At 69.2% G+C, this 18,424-nt stretch carries 17 protein-coding genes; 9 read left to right on the forward strand and 8 right to left on the reverse strand.

What is annotated here, in order from left to right; translation table 11 throughout:
• The first annotated feature begins 300 nt into the window (after positions 1–300).
• The gene (locus CG723_RS18055) at positions 301–1,161 is read left to right on the forward strand and encodes an alpha/beta fold hydrolase (protein WP_100594462.1); all 861 of its coding nucleotides are present in this window, start codon (positions 301–303) and stop codon (positions 1,159–1,161) included.
• Between the two features lie 48 nt (positions 1,162–1,209).
• On the opposite strand, the gene CG723_RS18060 is transcribed toward CG723_RS18055, so the two are convergent.
• Together CG723_RS18060 and CG723_RS18065 are read right to left on the reverse strand one after the other, a co-directional pair.
• A complete protein-coding gene (locus tag CG723_RS18060; RefSeq protein WP_100594463.1) occupies positions 1,210–1,599 on the reverse strand; it encodes a hypothetical protein in 390 nt (129 codons plus the stop codon).
• A 155-nt stretch (positions 1,600–1,754) separates the two neighbouring features.
• Positions 1,755–2,210, reverse strand: a complete 456-nt coding sequence (locus CG723_RS18065) for a MarR family winged helix-turn-helix transcriptional regulator (protein WP_100594464.1) — start codon at positions 2,208–2,210, stop codon at positions 1,755–1,757.
• 205 nt (positions 2,211–2,415) lie between these two features.
• Between CG723_RS18065 and CG723_RS18070 the strand changes: the two genes are divergently transcribed.
• The 7 genes from CG723_RS18070 (at position 2,416) to CG723_RS18100 (ending at position 8,059) form a co-directional block, all read left to right on the forward strand.
• Positions 2,416–3,864, forward strand: coding sequence for an MFS transporter (locus CG723_RS18070; protein WP_100594465.1), 1,449 nt, complete (start codon positions 2,416–2,418; stop codon positions 3,862–3,864).
• A 153-nt stretch (positions 3,865–4,017) separates the two neighbouring features.
• Complete coding sequence (locus CG723_RS18075) at positions 4,018–4,788, forward strand: SDR family NAD(P)-dependent oxidoreductase (RefSeq protein WP_100594466.1); 771 nt, start codon at positions 4,018–4,020, stop codon at positions 4,786–4,788.
• A 197-nt stretch (positions 4,789–4,985) separates the two neighbouring features.
• Complete coding sequence (locus CG723_RS18080) at positions 4,986–5,546, forward strand: pyridoxamine 5'-phosphate oxidase family protein (protein ID WP_234374369.1); 561 nt, start codon at positions 4,986–4,988, stop codon at positions 5,544–5,546.
• Positions 5,547–5,647: 101 nt separating this feature from the next.
• Positions 5,648–6,541 carry an RNA polymerase sigma factor SigF gene (locus CG723_RS18085; RefSeq protein WP_100594468.1) on the forward strand — a complete coding sequence of 298 codons (894 nt, stop codon included), beginning with the start codon at positions 5,648–5,650 and terminating at the stop codon, positions 6,539–6,541.
• Between the two features lie 17 nt (positions 6,542–6,558).
• Positions 6,559–6,756, forward strand: a complete 198-nt coding sequence (locus CG723_RS18090) for a hypothetical protein (RefSeq protein ID WP_100594469.1) — start codon at positions 6,559–6,561, stop codon at positions 6,754–6,756.
• Positions 6,757–6,861: 105 nt separating this feature from the next.
• Positions 6,862–7,554 (forward strand): alpha/beta hydrolase, encoded by a 693-nt coding sequence (locus CG723_RS18095; protein ID WP_100594470.1) that lies wholly within the window; start codon positions 6,862–6,864, stop codon positions 7,552–7,554.
• A gap of 145 nt (positions 7,555–7,699) precedes the next feature.
• A complete protein-coding gene (locus CG723_RS18100) occupies positions 7,700–8,059 on the forward strand; it encodes a hypothetical protein (protein ID WP_100594668.1) in 360 nt (119 codons plus the stop codon).
• Between the two features lie 45 nt (positions 8,060–8,104).
• On the opposite strand, the gene CG723_RS18105 is transcribed toward CG723_RS18100, so the two are convergent.
• The 3 genes from CG723_RS18105 to CG723_RS18115 all read right to left on the reverse strand — a co-directional run bounded on the left by CG723_RS18105 (position 8,105) and on the right by CG723_RS18115 (position 12,164).
• Positions 8,105–9,145, reverse strand: coding sequence for a LacI family DNA-binding transcriptional regulator (locus CG723_RS18105; RefSeq protein WP_100594471.1), 1,041 nt, complete (start codon positions 9,143–9,145; stop codon positions 8,105–8,107).
• Between the two features lie 71 nt (positions 9,146–9,216).
• A complete protein-coding gene (locus CG723_RS18110) occupies positions 9,217–10,965 on the reverse strand; it encodes a discoidin domain-containing protein (RefSeq protein WP_100594472.1) in 1,749 nt (582 codons plus the stop codon).
• A 107-nt stretch (positions 10,966–11,072) separates the two neighbouring features.
• Positions 11,073–12,164, reverse strand: coding sequence for a DUF1996 domain-containing protein (locus CG723_RS18115; RefSeq protein ID WP_100594669.1), 1,092 nt, complete (start codon positions 12,162–12,164; stop codon positions 11,073–11,075).
• Between the two features lie 376 nt (positions 12,165–12,540).
• Between CG723_RS18115 and CG723_RS18120 the strand changes: the two genes are divergently transcribed.
• The gene (locus CG723_RS18120) at positions 12,541–14,355 is read left to right on the forward strand and encodes a coagulation factor 5/8 type domain-containing protein (protein ID WP_100594473.1); all 1,815 of its coding nucleotides are present in this window, start codon (positions 12,541–12,543) and stop codon (positions 14,353–14,355) included.
• A 55-nt stretch (positions 14,356–14,410) separates the two neighbouring features.
• On the opposite strand, the gene CG723_RS18125 is transcribed toward CG723_RS18120, so the two are convergent.
• From CG723_RS18125 to CG723_RS18135, 3 genes are all read right to left on the reverse strand, one after another.
• Complete coding sequence (locus tag CG723_RS18125; protein ID WP_100594670.1) at positions 14,411–16,018, reverse strand: molybdopterin-dependent oxidoreductase; 1,608 nt, start codon at positions 16,016–16,018, stop codon at positions 14,411–14,413.
• Between the two features lie 129 nt (positions 16,019–16,147).
• The gene (locus CG723_RS18130; RefSeq protein ID WP_199841806.1) at positions 16,148–17,521 is read right to left on the reverse strand and encodes a GH1 family beta-glucosidase; all 1,374 of its coding nucleotides are present in this window, start codon (positions 17,519–17,521) and stop codon (positions 16,148–16,150) included.
• 47 nt (positions 17,522–17,568) lie between these two features.
• Entirely contained in the window at positions 17,569–18,408 is an 840-nt protein-coding gene (locus tag CG723_RS18135) for a carbohydrate ABC transporter permease (protein WP_100594671.1), read from the reverse strand.
• Positions 18,409–18,424: the final 16 nt, after the last annotated feature.

The raw sequence follows: 18,424 nt of genomic DNA on the forward strand, positions 1-18,424 counted from the left end.
ATCAGGTTCCCTTCGTGGCATGGGCACTCGACAGGAAGCCTAAACTAAGGCAAACCTTAGTTAGTAGTCGGGTTGGACCTATGGACCCATAAGGCTGCCTTATGGGTCTCTGAGGGTGACCCTTATGGGTCGCCGCCGGTAGCTGCCCACTGATAGCGTCGCACGCACGTTTTCGACCGAGGAGGTGAGTCCCGTCAACGCTGTTTCAGGCTGGGTGCTCTCCTCCCGCACGGTGATGCGGTTCACCTGACACAGGTGGCTCCGGGAGTGCCCGCAGGCATCCCGAAAGGCTATGAACCCATGCGACTCCCCCACCTCGACGACGTCACCACCTTCACCGCGCCCGACGGCACCCGGCTCGCGTACCGCGCTCTCGGTGACGGAACTCCCTTGATCTGCCTGCCGGGTGGGCCGACGGACTCCGAATACCTCGGCGATCTCGGGGGCCTGAGCGCGCACCGGCAGTTGATCAGGCTCGACCTTCGGGGCACAGGCCTGTCGGCCGTACCGGAGGATCCGACGTCGTACCGCTGCGACCGCCTCGTCGACGACGTCGAGGCCCTGCGCGAGCATCTCGGCCTGGAGCGGATGGACCTGCTCGCGCACTGCGGTGGCGCGAATCTTGCCGTCCTGTACGCGGGGCGCCATCCGGAACGGGTCGGCAAGCTCGCGCTGATCACGCCGAGTGTCCGGGCGGTGGGCCTCACGATCACGGGCGACCTGCGGACCGAGACCGCGCAACTGCGCCGGGGCGAACCGTGGTTCTTGTCGGCGTTCCAGGCCTTGGAGAGGGTCGCCACCGGCAACGCGACCGACGAGCACTGGAAGGCCATCGCCCCCTTCTCGTACGGCCGTTGGGACGAGACGGCGCAGACGCATCAGGCCGCCGGGGACGAGCGGATGAACATGGAGGTCGTGGCCGCCTACGGCGCGCCCGGCGCATTCGACCCGGATGTGACCCGCGCCGCGCTGGCACGGTTCACGTCTGCGGTGTTCCTGCTTGCCGGCGAGGTCGACCTCGGGGCGCCTCCGCGCACCATGGCCGAGCTCGCCCGCCTGTTCCCGGACGCCGAGCTCGTCGTCCAGCCCGGAGCCGGGCACTACCCGTGGCTCGACGACGCGGACCGGTTCGTCACTGCCACAGCGGGCTTCTTGGGGTAGGTGGAACGGTGCGTGCGGGGCGTTCTCGGCACTGCGGGCAGCTGACCGTCAGTGGTCGGAGTAGCTGAAGTCGCCCACCGTCCAGGCACTCACGTCCTGGATCGCGACGCGGTACATGCCGCCCGTCTCGGGGATGCCGACGCTGCCCTGGAGGATCCGGGCCACATGGAAGTGCAGATGAGTGGGTGCGGGGCCGTCATCGGCCTCGCCCCGCTTACGTACATCGGGCTTCCCGTCGGCGGTGAAGATCTCCGAGAAGGAGCCGAGGTGGTCCGAGTCCGTCAGGACCTCCGAGACGCGTTGCCTCCACACGGCCTCGGGGGCGAGGCGTCCGGTGATCACAGCGCCGCTGGTGACCACAGTCAGGGACATCTGATTGCTCTGCCCGGACTCCACCATGACGGCGATGTCGACGAGCAGTTCGTCAGGGTTCGACATGAGAGCGGATTCTAACGGCAGACGTCTCCCGGGACGCCCCCGACGCCCCACTTTCCCAGGGAGCCCGAACTCAGTGGCCCGAACTCAGCGGCTCGAGCTCACCCGCTCGGCCCCACGCGCGCCGGCTCAGCTTCTCCGGCTCGCCGGCGCACATCTCACGGCCGGGGCCACGGCCGGCCGCCCAGTCGCTCGATGTCCATGTTGAAGCGCCTCAGGTAGGTGGTGAAGGCCGCGATGTCCTCGTCCGCCCAGTCGGTCATGACGCGGTCCAGGCTGCCCACGATGTGATCGCGCTCCTCGTCGAGGACGGCCGCACCCTTGTCCGTGATGCGGAACTTGCGGGCCATGCCGCCGTCGGGATCAGGGATGCGCTCCACCAGCCCGGCGCGCATCGCGGCGGCTGTCTGCCGGTTCAGGGTGGAGGCGTCGAGCCCGAAGGCGTCGCTGAGCTCACCGATGGACATGGGCCCCTGCACGCGAATGCGGCTCAGCAGGATGTAGGCGCTGCGTTCAAGGGTGCCGTTCTCGGGGCGCCCGCCTTTGTGGTGCACGAGTCCGTGCCGACTGAGGAGCATCTGCTCGTACTCGAGCTCGTACGTGGGCCTGGCCATGCGTCTGCCGCCTCCTGCTGTCGTTCCCCGCGGCGTCGCACCGCGCGTCCGTGCACACCCCCGCGCCAATCGTCGCACAGCCAGATGTAGTCACCACACAATGTGCGTCATACATTGGATGTGTACGCTGCACATCGATCCCTTCCGTATCCCGGTCGAAGCCCCGCACGTTCCCGAACCCCGCAGACACACAAGGAGTCCCCTGATGGACGCCCCCCAGCCGACGGCCCGCGCCGGCGGCGTGGTCGCCACTCTGGCTTTCGCCGGCACCACCGCCGCGATCATGCAGACCCTGGTCACGCCGCTCATCGCGGAGCTGCCCAAGATCCTTCACACCACCTCGTCGAACGCCGCCTGGGTCATCACCGTGACGCTGCTGGTGGGAGCCGTATGCGTGCCGGTCACCGGCCGTCTCGGCGACCTGGTCGGCAAGCGCCGCATGCTGCTCGCATGCTCGGTCCCGCTCATGGCGGGGTCTGTGGTGTGTGCGCTGTCGTCGTCCGTGGTGCCGATGATCGTCGGCCGCGGCCTGCAGGGCATGGGGATGGGCATGGTGCCGCTGGGCATCGCCCTCCTGCGGGACGTGGTGGCGAAGGAGAAGCTCAGCTCCTCGATCGCCCTGGTCAGCGCGTCCATGGGCATCGGCGGCGGCCTCGGCCTGCCCATCGCCGCCGCGGTGGCCCAGTACGCCAACTGGCGTGTCCTGTTCTGGGGTTCGGCCGTGCTTGCCGTACTGATCGCCGCGCTGATCTGGTTCCTCATCCCCGACGTCCCGGCGAGCGCCAAGGGTCAGCGCTTCGACGCACCGGGCGCGCTCGGCCTCGGCGTCGGCCTGGTCTGCCTCCTCCTCGCGGTGTCCAAGGGCGCGGAGTGGGGCTGGGGCTCGGCGACGACGCTCGTGCTCTTCGCCGCGGCCGTCCTCGTACTGCTGGGCTGGGGCTGGTGGGAGACGCGTACCCGGGACCCGCTGATCGACCTGCGCACCACCGCCCGGCCTCGCGTGCTGTTCACGAACGTCGCCTCGGTCTTCGTCGGCTTCGGTATGTACGCGAGCATGCTCGTGATCCCGCAGCTGCTGCAGTTCCCCGAGGCCACCGGCTATGGCCTGGGACAGTCGATGCTCGCGGCGGGCCTGTGGATGGCGCCCGGCGGCATCATGATGATGATCGTCTCCCCGCTCGGCGGGAAGCTCACCGATGCCCGCGGCCCGAAGTTCACGCTCATCTGCGGTGTCCTGGTGATCGCTGCCGGATACGGTCTGTCGCTCGTGCTGATGGGGTCCGGTCTGGGGCTCATGGTGGTGTGCATGGTCATCAACAGCGGCGTCGGTCTCGCCTACGGTTCCATGCCCGCGCTCATCATGAGCTCGGTGCCGCTCGCGGAGACGGCTGCCGCCAACGGTTTCAACACGCTCATGCGCTCCCTCGGCACCTCGGTCGGCGCCGCGGTGATCGGCGTGATCCTTTCCCAGATGACGACCACCATGGGTGGCTACAGCTTCAGCTCCGAGGCCGGTTTCCGTACGGCGCTGATGGTCGGTGGAGGCGTCGCCCTCGTGGCCGCGCTGATCGCGTCGGTCATCCCGGCCGTACGCGCCACGCCCGTCGAAGCAGGCACGGAACCGGCTGCCGCCCCCGCGGAGGTCAAGGCGTAGGCCGGGCCCCCTGCGAAAACTGGACTTGCAGGTCCAATTTCATCGGCGCACAGTCGGTCTTGCGGTCCGGATCAACGGACCGCCGGGCCGGGTCGCGGCGGTGTTCCCGACCGGCTCGGTGAGCGGGAGTACCGAGACTGAGGAGAGCCGGCCATGAGTGGACGACTGCAGGACAAGACCGCACTCGTCACTGGGTCAACCAGCAACATCGGAAAGGCGATCGCCGAGGCGTTCGCCGCCGAGGGGGCCCATGTCGTCGTATCGGGGCGCAATCGGGAGCGCGGCCGGCACGTGGTCGAGGACATCCGTGCGGCCGGCGGGCGGGCCGACTTCGTCGAGGCCGACCTCGACGGCAGCGCGGATGCCTCCCGCCGCCTCGCCGGGCAGGCCCGTGCGGTGCTGGGCGGGCGCCTCGACATCCTGGTCAACAACGCGGGCATCTACCCGCCCGGGACCACCACCACGACGGACGAGAAGACCTTCGACCAGGTCTACGCGGTGAACGTGAAGGCGCCGTTCTTCCTGACCGCGACGGTCGCCCCCGACATGGCGCGCGACGGTGGCGGAGTCATCATCAATCTCGGCTCGTGGATCGCGCGCCTGGGTATTCCTGTGGGGTCGCTGTACAGCTCCACCAAGGGAGCCGTGGAGACGCTCACGCGCGCGTGGGCGGCGGAGTTCGGTCCGCGGGGGGTGCGGGTGAACGCGATCTCGCCCGGCGTGATCGTCCCCCGGGCGACCGAGGGCGGCGAGCCGCATCCGGGCGAAATCATGATGAAGGGCACGCCCTTCGGCGCGGTCGGAACGCCCGATGCCATCGCGCACGCCGCGGTCTGGCTGGCCTCGGACGAGTCGGCGTTCGTCCACGGCACGGTCGTGGACGTCGACGGAGGCCGGGTCGGCGCCGCCGTGATCGCCGCATAGCCCCGCCGTCGCCTGTTCCTGGCGGAACCGTCGCGTCCGGGAATCGTCAATGGCCTAGCGTGGCCCCACAGTTCGAGTGGGCGCCACGCTCGCTCGTTGCCCACCCCCGGCGATTGCGACGTGATCACTCCATGCACCTCCGCCCCAGCACCCCCCACCCCGCGCCTTCCCAGGGAGAACGCGCCCTGCAGGCCCACATGGGTACGAGCGAGCGCGCCGACGACTTCTACGACCGTCAGGTCCGGCCGCGTCTGACACCGGCCATGAATGAGTTCATCGCCCGGCAGACCATGGTGTTCCTGTCCACGGCGGACGCACGTGGCCACTGCGATACCAGCTTCCGGGCGGGCCCACCAGGGTTCGTCGCCGTTCTGGACGACCTCCACCTGGCCTACCCGGAGTACCGGGGCAACGGCGTCATGGCCAGCGCGGGCAACATCACCGAGAACCCCCATATGGGCCTGCTCTTCATCGACTTCACCCATGACCACATAGGGCTGCATGTGAACGGATCGGCCCAACTGATGGGCGATCGTGAGCTACGGGCCATCTGCCCCACACTGCCGAGGGATTCGGCCCCGGGGCGGCAGGCCGAGATGTGGATATACATCACCGTCCAAGAGGCCTACGTCCACTGCTCCAAGCACATTCCCCACCTGGAACCCGCGCACCAGCCGAATCGAAGGGCCCCTGGGCGACCCAAGGACGGCGACTACTTCACCGAGCAGATGACCCACGCCTGTCTGGGACAGGGATAGGCCAAGTCCCGGCAGGTCCCTGCCGCTTCCCGCGGCGAGAGGCATGAATGGAGCGGACAGGGGCACACGCTCTGGACGGGGCCGACACGAAAGGCAGGGACATGACGGCAACTTCGGTGCACGCTCATGAAGAGGCGCGGGCGCAGGCCACGACGGCGCACATCGCCGACGCGACCATCGGCACGGGTGAGCTTCCGTGGGTCGAAGACGCCGGCAAGGTCGCGCCCAAGGACGCGCGTGAACTCTCCATGGTGTTCTTCGAACAGCTCCAGGTACTCGAGGAGGGGACGGCGGACTACCAGTACGCCCGGAACACGCTCATCGAGATGAACCTGTCCCTGGTCCAGTTCGCGGCGTCCCGCTTCCGCCACCGTGGCAGTGGCGAGATGGAGGACATCGTGCAGGTCGGGACCATCGGCCTGATCAAGGCGATCGACCGGTTCGACCTGTCGCGCGAGGTCCAGTTCACCTCCTTCGCCGTCCCCTACATCGTCGGCGAGATCAAGCGCTTCTTCCGTGACACCAGCTGGGCCGTCCATGTGCCGCGCCGCCTCCAGGAGTTGCGCGTCGACCTGGCCAAGGGCAAGGACGAGCTGTCCACGGTCCTGGACCACGAGCCGTCGCCCAAGGAGCTCGCCGAGCACCTGGAGCTCAGCGAGGACGAGGTCATCGAGGGGATGGTCGCCTCGAACGGTTACACCGCGGGGTCCATCGACATGCCGAGCGATCCCGGCGAGCACCCGACCGACGCCTCGAGGACGTTCGCCGACGTGCTCGGCGAGCCGGATCCGGCCATGGAGACCGTGGAGGACCTCCACACGCTGGCGCCGCTCCTGGAACAGCTCGACGGCCGTGAGCGCCGCATCCTCGAGATGCGGTTCGGCCAGGAGATGACCCAGTCGGAGATCGGCGCCGAGATCGGCGTGTCCCAGATGCACGTCTCCCGGCTCCTGACGCGCACCCTCACCAAGCTCAAGACAGGCATGTTCGCCTGACGCAGAGGGGCCCCACCATGATTCGGGCCGCGGATGTCCGTGAGTGGCGCTCCCACGGCGTCGTCGACCAGGACGGCCGCAAGATCGGCGCGCTCGAGGACGTCGATCGGCGCGGACGACGTGCTGCCCGCCGAGGAGGAGGACCCCTGTTCCGGCTCTACGGCCTGCCGTACAAGCCCGGGGAGAACGGGGAACGCCGGCTCGCCCGCCGCTGACAAGCGCCCCCTCGCACCCATCCGTTCGGGCCGCGGCTACGGATTCGTCATGATGGCCTCGCAGCGCCGAGCCGCGTGGCCGGAGCACGAGAAAGAGGAGACGACGTGCTCGTATGGGACGACGATCCGCGATCGGCACTCGTGGCGCCTCGCGCCGTCGAACCGCCGCAGGCCGCGGTGCTCCTCTTGCACGGTGGCCGCTCGGAGGGCACGGAAGCGGTGTCGAGGTTGAGTCTCGCGGGTGCGCGCATGCGCCCGTTCGCCCGTGCCGTCGAGCGGGCATGCGAGGGCCAGGGGCTCTTGGTGGGAAGCGTCCGCTATCGCTGCCGGGGCTGGAACGGTGACCGCGAGGACCCGCTCCGGGACGCGCTGCGGGCGCTGGACGAACTGGCCGTACGCGCCGGGGACGTGCCGACCGTGCTGGTCGGTCATTCCATGGGCGGACGTGCCGCGTTGCGCGCTGCCGGGCATCGGCTCGTCCAAGACGTGGTGGGACTCGCTCCGTGGTGTCCCGAGGGTGAGCCGGTGACGCAGCTCCGCGGCCGGCGCGTGGTGCTGCTCCACGGCGACCGGGACCGCACGACGGACCCCGCGGCCTCCGTCGACTACGCCGACCGGGCCTCGGCCGCGGGCGCGGAGGCCTGCACCCTGCTGATGCCGGGCGGCGATCACGCGATGCTGCGGCGGGCCGGTTCCTGGCACCGGCAGACCGGCCGGATCGTGAGCGGTCTGCTGGGGTTCGCGCCGCTCCCCACCGACGTCGCCGACCGTCTCGCCGTCAACGGCCGTACGCCGTAAGCGTGCTGAACCGCACGTCCGGAAGCGCACGTTCCGCCGAACGGGCGACAGTGAATCCTTTCGGCTTCTGTCGACGGCGTGACGGGCGGGCCCATGGGCGAAGCTGCCATGGACCGTCCCCAAGCACCGAATGATGAGGCTGTCCATGCGCCGTCGCTCCACCGTTGCCGCTTCCCTCGCCGCCTTCGCCCTCGCGCTGACCCTGCCGGCCTCCGCCCAGGCCGCCACCGGCGACTTCTCCTACAAGATCGTCGGGCTCGACGGCCAGACGCAGTCGGTCACCCTCCACGATCTGCCGAGCCGCCAGTGCGTCACCCTCCCCGAGGTCGCGGACCCCAGCTCCTCCGAGCCCGCGTTCGCCCCGCACAACGACACGGACGAGTGGGCCCTGGTCTTCACCGGGCCCGACTGCGAAGGGGACTCCTGGACGCTGCGTCCGCACGGCCGGCCGGCCACCGACTACCTCAAGCTGCGCTCGGTGTTCCTCACCCCGGCACGCGACTGACCGGTGGGGCGGGGGAGAGGGCGCGTCCCCTCTCCCCCGGCAGGTCTACGCCGACTGCCTGAGCACCAGTTCGGGCTCGAAGATCAGTGACGTGGGTTCGGTCCGTGTGCCCTCGATGTGCTCCTGGAGGAGGCGGGCCATCGCCCTCGCCATTTCCTCCACCGGCTGGCGAACAGTGGTCAGTTGCGGCTTGCAGGTGACGGCCACGCTCGAGTCGTCGAACCCGACGACGGCGACGTCCTCGGGCACACGCCTCCCCTGTTCCCGCAGGACCTGGCAGACGCCTTGGGCCATCAGGTCGTTCGCCGCGAACACCCCATCGACATCCGGATGTTGACCGAGCAGCCGCTCCATCGCGGCCGCCCCGCTGTCGAGAGTGAAGCCGCCTTCGGCGACCGGCACACAGGGGACGCCGCCGCGCTCCATCCCGTCGCGGAACCCCGCCAGCCGCTCCTGGCCCGCCGGTACGTCCAGCGGCCCCGACACGGTCGCCACCCGGCGTCGCCCCCGCGCCAGCAGGTGTTCGGCAGCGAGCCGGCCCCCGTCCCGATGGGCGAGATCGACATAGCTGACCGGGGCCGTGAGGGCCGGGCGGGCGAAGAACACAGCGGGCAGCCGCTCGGCGGCGAGGAGCTCCGGCAGTGGGTCCTCGGCGTGGGTGGACACCACGAGCGCACCGTCCGCGCTGCCCTGCCGCAGATAGGCGGTGACCTGCTTCCTGGCGGTGTCCGACTCGGCGAACATCAGGACCGGGTGCATCGAGCGCGGCCGCAGGAAGCCGACGACTCCGCTGACGATACGTCCGAAGAACGGGTCCGCGAACACGCTTGCCGCGAAGGCGTTCTGCTCGCTGTCGGCCTCGTCCCCCGCGCCGGAGACCACCAGCGCGATCGTCTCGGCCCGCCGGGTCACGAGGGAGCGCGCGGCCCGGTTGGGCGCGTATCCCGTCCGGTCGATCGCCTGCCGCACCTGGTCCTGGATGCCCGGATCGACGTTGCGTACGCCGTTGATGACGCGGGAGACCGTCGCGCGCGAGACGCCCGCCTCACGTGCGACGTCCTCAAGAGTCGGCGCCTGTCTGTTCATGTCGGCACCCTAACTTCCCGCCAGGGGACGGGATAGAGCGCTCTCCCTCCCATGGGTCCCGTGCGGCCGGCTCAGTTGTAGACGCCGAACTCGTAGAGCGAGTACCCGTATCCGGTGCCCCGCGCCGTGCCGTTGACACGGACGTAGCGGCCGGTGCCGTCGACGTCGAAGTCGTCGATCCCGCCGTTTCCCGCCGTCTCCTCGTGGACGGTCCGCCAGCTCTGGCCGTCGTCGGAGGTCTGGATGGTGTACGCCTTCGCGTACGAGGTCTCCCAGTTGAGTTGCACGTGCCTGAAGGACTGGCGGGAGCCGAGGTCGACCTGGAGCCACTGCGGGTCGCTCCAGTCGCTCGCCCAGCGCGTGTCGTTCTTGCCGTCGAACGCGTTCGCCGCGGTGCAGGGGCAGTCGCCGCTCCCGGGCTGGAACGAAGACGCGGTGGCGGGCTTGCCGAGGGCGATGTCGGTGCCGTCGACGGGCGGCGGCACGACGCGGACCGAGCGGGTCTCGACGCCCACGTTGCCCTTGCCGTCGGTCGCCTTCACATAGATCTTCCAGACCCCCGGCCTGTCCGGCGCGGTGACCTTGAACCTGCCGCCGCCCAGGTCCGTGAACGGCACCGGCGTGAGCTGCTTGCTCGCGTCGATGTAGTTGCTGTTGGTCAGAACCTCGTACGAGATTCGGTCGCCCTCGGGGTCCGTGGCCCTGGTCGCCAGCGTCAGATTCCCGCCCGCGGGGACCTTGGCGGCGTCGCCCTCGACGTTCATCTCGGAGATGACGGGCGGGGTGTTGTCGTGCGACGTGTCCGCACCGTAGGCCTTCTTCACGGTGTAGTAGGAGAGCCTCTTCTGGCCTGCGGGCAGCAGGTTGAACCAGATGCCTCCGAAGTCGTACTCCGTGCCGTAGTGGAACATGGTGGCGCCCAGGGCGACGCCCTTGTGGCCGGTGATGCAGCCCCACGCCTTGGTGTAGCCGTCGGCCTTGGCCTGGTCGGCCGGCTCGGCGGGGACGCCGTTGGCATCGTCGGGGACCTCCCACTCACCCGCGGGGCCGGTCTCGGTCACGATGTACGGCTTGGTGTAACCGCCTTGCTCCCAGGCCGACTTGACGTCGCACACGGCGTTGTAGGAGTTGACCGCGTAGAGATCGAGGTCGGGGGCGTTCTTCTTGTAGTAGGGCCAGGCGCCGACCCAGGCGTCGGTCGAGGTGACGGGGTGGTCGGGGTCGACCGCGTGGATCTTCTTGGTGATGTCGTTGACGAGGGTGGTGTAGGCGTCGCGCTGCTTCTCCAGTTCGTCGCCGCTGTAGCAGTTCTGCAGGCCGAGCACGGACTCGTTGCCGACGTTCCACATGAGGACGCCCGGGTTGTCCTTGTAGGTGTCGACCCACTTGGGGAACTCGTCGAGCATCTTGTTCTTGTAGTCGGTGTCCGTGAGGTAGTTGACACAGCCGCCGCTGCCCGGGCCACCGCCGGGCTGGAGCCAGAAGCCCGCGATCACCTTGATGCCGTGGGCCGCCGCCGAGTCGAACAGCGGCTTGCTGGAGGCGTCCGTCCCCCAGGTGCGGATGGTGTTGACGCCCATGGACCGCAGATCCGGCATGTATGTGTCGGCGTCGGCCACGGACGGCCCCCAGGTCAGCCCCTTGATCTGGTACGGAGAGCCGTCGACGGTCAGCTGCCAGTCGCCCTGCGAACCGGTGACCTTCACGACGCTGCCGGCTGCCTGCGCCTGCTGGGCCGGGAGCGACAGCGCACCGGCGGCGAGCAGCCCCGCGGTGAGGGGAGCCATGAGACGACGGCGGGATGTGCGGGATCTCTGCATGGTCGTTCTCTCCCTGGATGTGGGGGGGAAGGGGGTGAGACACGTGTGTACGGTTCCCCGGGCCGGGACGGCCGGCAGCGGTCGGCCCGGCCCGGGGAGCACCTGGGTCAGGGCAGTTCGTAGTTCTCGTCGAGGGCGGCCCCGGCCTCGGGGTGGCTCTGGTCGTAGCCGCGGGGATCGCACTGGAGTCCGCCGACGACGCAGTGGTCCACCAGCGCCTTCAGCGTCGGGGCGTCCCACGCGTTGAAGAAGTCGTAGTGGAAGGAGTAGCTCGGGCCGCTGGCGAGTCTGAGCTGCGAGAGGTCACCGTTGACCGGGAAGGCCATCTTGAACTCGATCATCGGCAGGGCGACGGGGTGGTCGGCCGGGCAGGCGTTGTTGTTGGTGCCGGGGACGACGACCGGGTAGGCCATGTGGCTCTTGTGGTCCGGTGTGTCGAGATACTTGCCGTCCCAGCAACTCGGCGCCTGGAAGCGGATGTTGAGCTGGGTGTCTGCGGTGGTGGGGCAGTCCTTGGGGAAGTCCACGTTGAAGTAGCTGGTGCCGCACTCCCATCCCTCGACGAAGCCGCGGTGGTCGCGGAACTCCTGGGCGGTCTGCATGGGGCTGCCGACCACGAACCGCAGTCCCTTCGGGAAGGGGCGGACGCTCGTGTAGTCGGTGACTCCGGCCTTGTAGTAGATGGTCTGCTCGCCGACCGGGAGCACGGGCTTGTCCCCGTCGAACATCGTGGGCATCCAGTACCCGGACTTGTCGCCGGGGGCCAGACACGTGGTGGACCCCGCGTCGAGGGAGGCCGTGGTGCTGTTGGCGTCGGTCGTCGTGTTGCCCATGAAGGTGTGGTCGTGGGACTTGCCGGGCTGCCCCGGATAGACGATGGGGTCGTCCGGCCGGGTGTGGGTCACCGTGCAATGGGCCTGGAACTCGTGGAAGTAGCGGTGCGGCGGCTCCTTCGTGGAGGGTTCCACGCCCGTCACCGGTGGATCGGCGGGGATGTATCCGTCGCCGTCCGGGTCCTCCGTCGAGGCGACGGTGGACGCGGCCATCACATGACCCGCGCGCACCGTGGACGATGACGCCGAACTCGGCTTCTCCTGGGCCGCGTTGGCGTTCATCGCCATGCCGCCGACACCTAGCGACGTCACCATCAGCGCGCCGGTCATCAGTAACCCTGAAACGATCTTCGATCTCCGTGCCATGGAGACCTCCTGCCACATCGGCATGGATGGGTGGGGGGTGGGCGGCCGGCGCAGGTCCTGCGTCACACGGCCACCCGCAGAGCGGGGCGCCCTCATGGAGCGGGGCGCTGGGAGAGCGCTCTCCGAGTCGGAGTGTTGCGGCAGTGGCGCGAGACTGTCAAGAGACTGTCAATGTCTCTTCTTTCAGGGGGTGTTGGGCCACCAAGGGCGCCGAGGCGTCACGACTCCGGCCCCAACTGACGCATGTCCGCCTCTAATTTCAACGATTCTGGATTTAAGTCTTGACGCAACGTTCACACAGATGAAGCATTCGACCGCAAGAGAGCGCTCCCACCCCCCTCATTCGTTCAATTTCTGAACCAGGAGAGTCGCCCCTATGCTCACGCCCCCCACGGACCCCTCAACGACGTCCAGTTCGCCCGCCGCCGGTTCCGTCTCCCCCTCACGTCGGACCGTTCTCGGCGTCATGGCGGCGACCGCGGCCACGGTTCCCGGCCTCCTCGCAGTCGGGTCGCCCGCCTCCGCGAAGCCCGCCGCCGACCCCCTGCCCGGCGGCGGCGACCTGGGCCCCAACGTGATCGTGTTCGACCCTTCCACACCCGGCATCCAGGCCAAGCTGGACGAGATCTTCAAACAGCAGGAGTCCGCACAGTTCGGCTCCGGCCGCTACGCGTTCCTGTTCAAGCCCGGTACCTACAACGGCCTCAACGCCCAGCTCGGCTTCTACACCTCGATCGCCGGACTCGGCCTGTCCCCCGACGACACCTCGATCAACGGCGATGTCACGGTCGACGCCGGCTGGTTCAACGGCAACGCCACCCAGAATTTCTGGCGCTCCGCCGAGAACCTCGCCCTCACCCCCGTCAACGGCACCAATCGCTGGGCCGTCGCACAGGCCGCGCCGTTCCGCCGCATGCACGTGAGGGGCGGCCTCAATCTCGCCCCCGACGGCTACGGCTGGGCCAGCGGCGGCTACATCGCCGACAGCCGCATCGACGGCACCGTCGGGCCGTACTCGCAGCAGCAGTGGTACACCCGCGACAGTTCCGTCGGCGGCTGGACCAACGCCGTCTGGAACATGGTGTTCTCCGGCGTCGAGGGCGCCCCCGCGCAGAGCTTCCCGGACCCGCCCTACACCACGCTCAACACGACCCCGGTCTCCCGCGAGAAGCCCTTCCTCTACCTCGACGGCGCCGACTACAAGGTCTTCCTGCCCGAGAAGCGCACCGACGCGCGCGGCACCACCTGGGGCAGCGGCACGCCCCGCGGCACCTCTCTCGCACTCACCCAGTTCTACGTGGCGAAGCCGGGCGTCACCGCCGCCACCCTCAACGCGGCGCTGGACCAGGGCCTCAACCTCCTTCTCACGCCAGGCATCTACCACCTCGACGCGGCCATAGAGGTGAACCGCGCGAACGCCGTCGTGCTCGGACTCGGGTACGCCACCCTCATCCCGGACAACGGTGTCACCGCGGTGAAGACCGCCGATGTCGACGGCGTGCGCCTGGCCGGATTCCTGATCGACGCGGGTGCGGTCAACTCGCAGACCCTGCTGGAAGTCGGGCCTTCCGGAGCGTCCGCCGACCACTCCGCCAACCCCGTCACCGTCCAGGACGTCTTCGTACGGATCGGCGGCGCGGGCCCCGGCAAGGCCACCACCAGCATCGTGGTCAACAGCCGGCACACGATCATCGACCACACGTGGGTCTGGCGCGCCGACCACGGTGACGGCGTCGGCTGGGAGACCAACCGCGCCGACTACGGCGTGCGCGTCAACGGCGACGACGTCCTGGCCACCGGCCTGTTCGTCGAGCACTTCAACAAGTACGACGTGTACTGGGCCGGCCAGCGCGGCCGCACGATCTTCTTCCAGAACGAGAAGGCGTACGACGCCCCGAACCAGGCCGCCGTCCAGGACGGCAACGTCAAGGGCTTCGCCGCCTACAAGGTCGCCGACTCCGTGACCACGCACGAGGGTTGGGGCCTGGGGAGCTACTGCAACTACACGTCGGACAACACCATCCGCCAGGACCACGGCTTCGCGGCGCCCAACACGTCGGGGGTGAAGTTCCACGACCTGCTCGTCGTGTCCCTGGGTGGCCAGGGACAGTACGAGCACGTCATCAACGACATCGGCGGCGCCACGTCCGGCACGTCCACGGTGCCCTCGACCGTGGTCTCGTACCCCTGACTCTGACCCCACCGGTGAAGGGCGACGGACCACGGCCCGTCGCCCTTCACCGCCGTCAGCCGATCTCCACCTGAATCGAGTGGTATCCGCTTGCCCCGTCCGGTACGGGGTCGGCGCGCTGCGCCGTCTGTGTCCGGCCCGTGCCATCGGTCGCGCGGACCGTCAGGCGGTGCCCTCCCGAGGTCGCCTGCCAGGGATAGGACCACTGGCGCCAGGTGTCGCGGGTGTCCTCCGCCGCGAGCGTGGCCCGCTCCCACGGCCCGTCGTCGACGCGGACCTCGACCTTTTCGATCCCGCGACGCTGCGCCCAGGCCACCCCCGCGACCATGACCGTGCCGGCCTTGCGGTTCACGAAGGGCTTGGGGGTGTCGATACGGGACTCCGTCTTGATGGGCGCCTGCTGGGCCCAGCTCCGCTTCACCCAGTACGCGTCGTAGTCGGCGAAGGTGGTGAGCTCGATGTCCTCGATCCACTTGCAGGCCGACACGTAGCCGTACAGACCCGGGACGAGCATGCGCACGGGGAACCCGTGGGCGAACGGCAGGGGCTGACCGTTCATCCCCAGAGCCAGCATCGCGTCGCGCCCGTCCATGATGTCCTCGACCGGACTGCCGATCGTCATGCCGTCGACGGAGCGGGCGACCAGCTGGTCCGCGGGGCCGCCCTTCGACGGGGGCCTGACGCCGTTCTCGGCGAGCACGTCGGCGAGGCGTACGCCGATCCAGCGGGCGTTGCCGATCAGGGCGCCGCCGACCTCGTTCGAAACGCAGGTGAGGGTGATGGCGCGCTCGATGAGCGGCCGTCGCAGCAGGTCGTCGAAGGTCAGGGTGACGGGACGGGTGACACCCTTGCCGTGGATCCGCAGCCGCCATTTCGTGGCGTCCACCATGGGGACCACCAGCGCGGTGTCGACCCGGTAGAAGTCCTTGTTCGGTGTGGTGAACGCGCCGATGCCGGGGATCGCCAACTGGGCGCCCGCCGGGGTGGGTTTGCCCGGTGACGCCGGAACGGGAAGCTTGACGCCGTTGCGTGAGCCCACGGCGTTCTCGTCCTGCGTGCCGCGCGAGGCCCGGGCCAGCAGTCCGGCGGCGGTGGAGACGACGGCGGCGGTCGTCGCGAGTGTGATGAACCCTCGCCGGTCCCATCCGGGGTCGGTGCTGCCCTCGGGTGGCTCCTCGGTCAGCGTGGTCCGCGCCCGGCCGGTGAGCACGTACAGGAGCCAGGCACCCACCAGGGCGCCGACGACGGACGGCACGGCGTCGGCCATGCTCGTCGAGTCGGGGCGAGTGGTGGCCGCGAGTGCGCCGATCACGCCGAAGATCAGGACGCCGGCCGATCCGGCGCGGCGGTGGCGGGTGGCGACGAGGCCCAGGGCCACCGCGAGGAGGGCCAGCACGGCGACGATGCCGAGCTGCAGAACGAGCTTGTCACTCGTGCCGAAATTCCGGATCGCCCAGTCCTTGACCGCGGTCGGCGTGCGGTCGATCGCCGCGCCTCCCACCGCCACCACAGGGCTCGCCTGGGGACGGGTGACGGCCGCCGCCAGTTCGGCGGTGGCCAGGGCCGCGTAACAGGCCAGCAGTCCGCTCAGCGCGCCGAGGAGTGCGCGCCGCCGTGCAGCGCGCCGCCCCCAGAAATTCCGGTTCTCGCCCGCTCCAGAAATGGGGAAACCTTCCTCGCGGCCTGTGCGCCGCACCCTCGAGCTTCGTCAGCCCGACCATGCTGTAGGCGATACCGCACGCATTCAAGCGGACATGCGTGAGCGTACGGGCGCAAAAGCCGCGGGAACGCGTCAGGCCGCGTTGCCCCTGAGTCCCCTCCCCTGCCGGTGCCTGCGGACGATGTCCGCGTAGCGGTGGCCGCTGCCCTTGATGGTGCGTCGCTGCGTCTTGTAGTCGACGTGGACGAGGCCGAAGCGCTTGTCGTAGCCGTAGGCCCACTCGAAGTTGTCCAGGAGGGACCAGGCGTAGTAACCCGCGAGCGGTGCCCCCTTGCGGGCGGCGGAGGCGCAGGCCGCGAGGTGGCCCTCCAGGTACTCGGTGCGTCCGGGGTCGTCGACGGATCCGTCGGGCCGTACGACATCGGGGAAGGCGGAGCCGTTCTCGGTGACGTAGAGCTTGCGGGCGCCGTACTCGTGGGTGAGGCGCAGGAGCAGGGTCTCGATGCCGCTCGCGTCGATCTCCCAGTCCATGCCGGTGCGCGGGACGCCTAGGCGGCGCACCTCGCGGGCGTGCGGGGCGGGTCCTGTGGGGTCGTCGGCGACGACGGCCGGCATGTAGTAGTTCAGGCCGAGCCAGTCGAGCGGGGCGGCGATTGTCTCCAAGTCCCCCGCTTGTTCGGGGAGTTCGACCCGGTAGACGTCGCGCATGTCGGCGGGGAAGCCGCGGCCGTGGACGGGGTCGAGCCACCAGCGGTTGGTGTGGCCGTCCATGCGGTGGGCCGCTGCGGCGTCCTCGGGGCGGTCGGTGGCGGCCTGGACGGTGGAGAGGTTGTTGACGATGCCGATGCGCGCGTCGGGTGCCGCGGCGCGGATCGCCTGGGTGGCGAGGCCGTGGCCGAGCAGCAGGTGGTAGGAGGCGCGGACGGCGGCGGTGAGGTCGGTGACGCCGGGGGCCATGCGGCCTTCGAGGTGGCCGATCCAGGCCGAGCACAGAGGTTCGTTGAGGGTGGCCCACTGGGTGACGCGGTCGCCGAATCGTTCGGCGACGACGGTGGCGTAGTCGGCGAAGTGCTTCGCCGTGTCGCGCTCGGGCCAGCCGCCCCGGTCCTGGAGGGTCTGCGGGAGGTCCCAGTGGTAGAGGGTGACGGACGGCTCGATGCCGGCTTCGAGGAGGCCGTCGATCAACTGGTCGTAGAAGTCGAGGCCCTTGGCGTTGACGGGGCCGTCGCCGCCGGGCACGATCCGCGGCCACGCCAGCGAGAGCCGGTAGGCGTTGGTGCCGAGCTGCTTCATCAGCGCGATGTCCTCGCGCCAGCGGTGGTAGTGGTCGCACGCCACGTCCCCGTGGTCGTCGTTGTCGACCTTGCCGGGGGTGTGCGAGAAGGTGTCCCAGATCGAGGGGGCGCGGCCGTCCTCGGCGACGGCTCCCTCGATCTGGTAGGCGGAGGTGGCCGTGCCCCAGGCGAAGTCCTTCGGGAGAGCGGCGAAGTCGATGGGCTTGGACACTGACGTCCTTTCGGGCGAGGGGTCGGCGGCACGGTCCGGTGTACTGCTCACTTCACGGCCCCGGCGGTCAGACCGGCGACGAGGTAGCGCTGGAGCAGCAGGAATCCGGCGACCACGGGGATGCTCACGACGAGTGAGGCGGCCATGATCTGGTTCCAGTACACGTCGTTCTGGGTGGAGTAGTTCTGGAGGCCGACCGCGAGGGTGCGGGTGGTGTCCGTCGTCAGGACGGAGGCGAAGAGCACTTCTCCCCAGGCGGTCATGAACGCGTACACGGCGACCGCGACGATGCCGGGGATCGCCGCCGGGACGACGACGCGGAACAGCGCCTTGAGCGGTCCGCAGCCGTCCACCATCGCGGCCTCGTCCAGGTCCCTGGGAACCGATTCGAAGTACCCGATGAGCATCCAGATCGAGAAGGGCAGGGAGAAGGTGAGATAGGTGAGGATCAGTCCGCCGCGTGAGCCGAACAGGGCGATCCCGGTGGACTGGCCGATGTTGACGTAGATGAGGAACAGCGGCAGCAGGAAGAGGATGCCGGGGAACATCTGCGTCGACAGGACCGTCACCGTGAAGACGCGCTTGCCGCGGAACTGGTAGCGGCTGACCGCGTAGGCGGCGAAGACGGCGATCACGACCGAGCAGACCGTGGCGGCACCGGCCACGATCAGCGAGTTCAGGAAGTACTTCGCCAGCGGGACGGTCTTCCAGATGTCGAAGTAGGGCCGGATGGTGAGCCCGCTGGGCATCCAGCGGAACTTGCCCGACACGTCCTCCAGCGGTTTGAGCGAGCTGGAGATCATGACGTAGACGGGCAGCAGGACGAAGCCCGTGAGCAGGGTCAGGAAGATCCGGCGGGACCAGATGAAGGAGCGCGGGGACGCCATGGGCGAGCGCGGAGCG

It is taken from the genome of Streptomyces sp. CB01635, from assembly GCF_002803065.1.
Lineage (GTDB): Bacteria > Actinomycetota > Actinomycetes > Streptomycetales > Streptomycetaceae > Streptomyces.

Coding starts and splice junctions, on each gene's coding strand:
- CG723_RS18065 (WP_100594464.1), bottom strand. CDS start 2,210: ATGGCCAGGCCCACGTACGAGCTCGAGTACGAGCAGATGCTCCTCAGT.
- CG723_RS18090 (WP_100594469.1), top strand. CDS start 6,559: ATGATTCGGGCCGCGGATGTCCGTGAGTGGCGCTCCCACGGCGTCGTC.
- CG723_RS18135 (WP_100594671.1), bottom strand. CDS start 18,408: ATGGCGTCCCCGCGCTCCTTCATCTGGTCCCGCCGGATCTTCCTGACC.
- CG723_RS18105 (WP_100594471.1), bottom strand. CDS start 9,145: ATGAACAGACAGGCGCCGACTCTTGAGGACGTCGCACGTGAGGCGGGC.
- CG723_RS18080 (WP_234374369.1), top strand. CDS start 4,986: ATGGGTACGAGCGAGCGCGCCGACGACTTCTACGACCGTCAGGTCCGG.
- CG723_RS18110 (WP_100594472.1), bottom strand. CDS start 10,965: ATGCAGAGATCCCGCACATCCCGCCGTCGTCTCATGGCTCCCCTCACC.
- CG723_RS18075 (WP_100594466.1), top strand. CDS start 4,018: ATGAGTGGACGACTGCAGGACAAGACCGCACTCGTCACTGGGTCAACC.
- CG723_RS18060 (WP_100594463.1), bottom strand. CDS start 1,599: ATGTCGAACCCTGACGAACTGCTCGTCGACATCGCCGTCATGGTGGAG.
- CG723_RS18055 (WP_100594462.1), top strand. CDS start 301: ATGCGACTCCCCCACCTCGACGACGTCACCACCTTCACCGCGCCCGAC.
- CG723_RS18120 (WP_100594473.1), top strand. CDS start 12,541: ATGCTCACGCCCCCCACGGACCCCTCAACGACGTCCAGTTCGCCCGCC.
- CG723_RS18070 (WP_100594465.1), top strand. CDS start 2,416: ATGGACGCCCCCCAGCCGACGGCCCGCGCCGGCGGCGTGGTCGCCACT.
- CG723_RS18085 (WP_100594468.1), top strand. CDS start 5,648: ATGACGGCAACTTCGGTGCACGCTCATGAAGAGGCGCGGGCGCAGGCC.
- CG723_RS18115 (WP_100594669.1), bottom strand. CDS start 12,164: ATGGCACGGAGATCGAAGATCGTTTCAGGGTTACTGATGACCGGCGCG.
- CG723_RS18100 (WP_100594668.1), top strand. CDS start 7,700: ATGCGCCGTCGCTCCACCGTTGCCGCTTCCCTCGCCGCCTTCGCCCTC.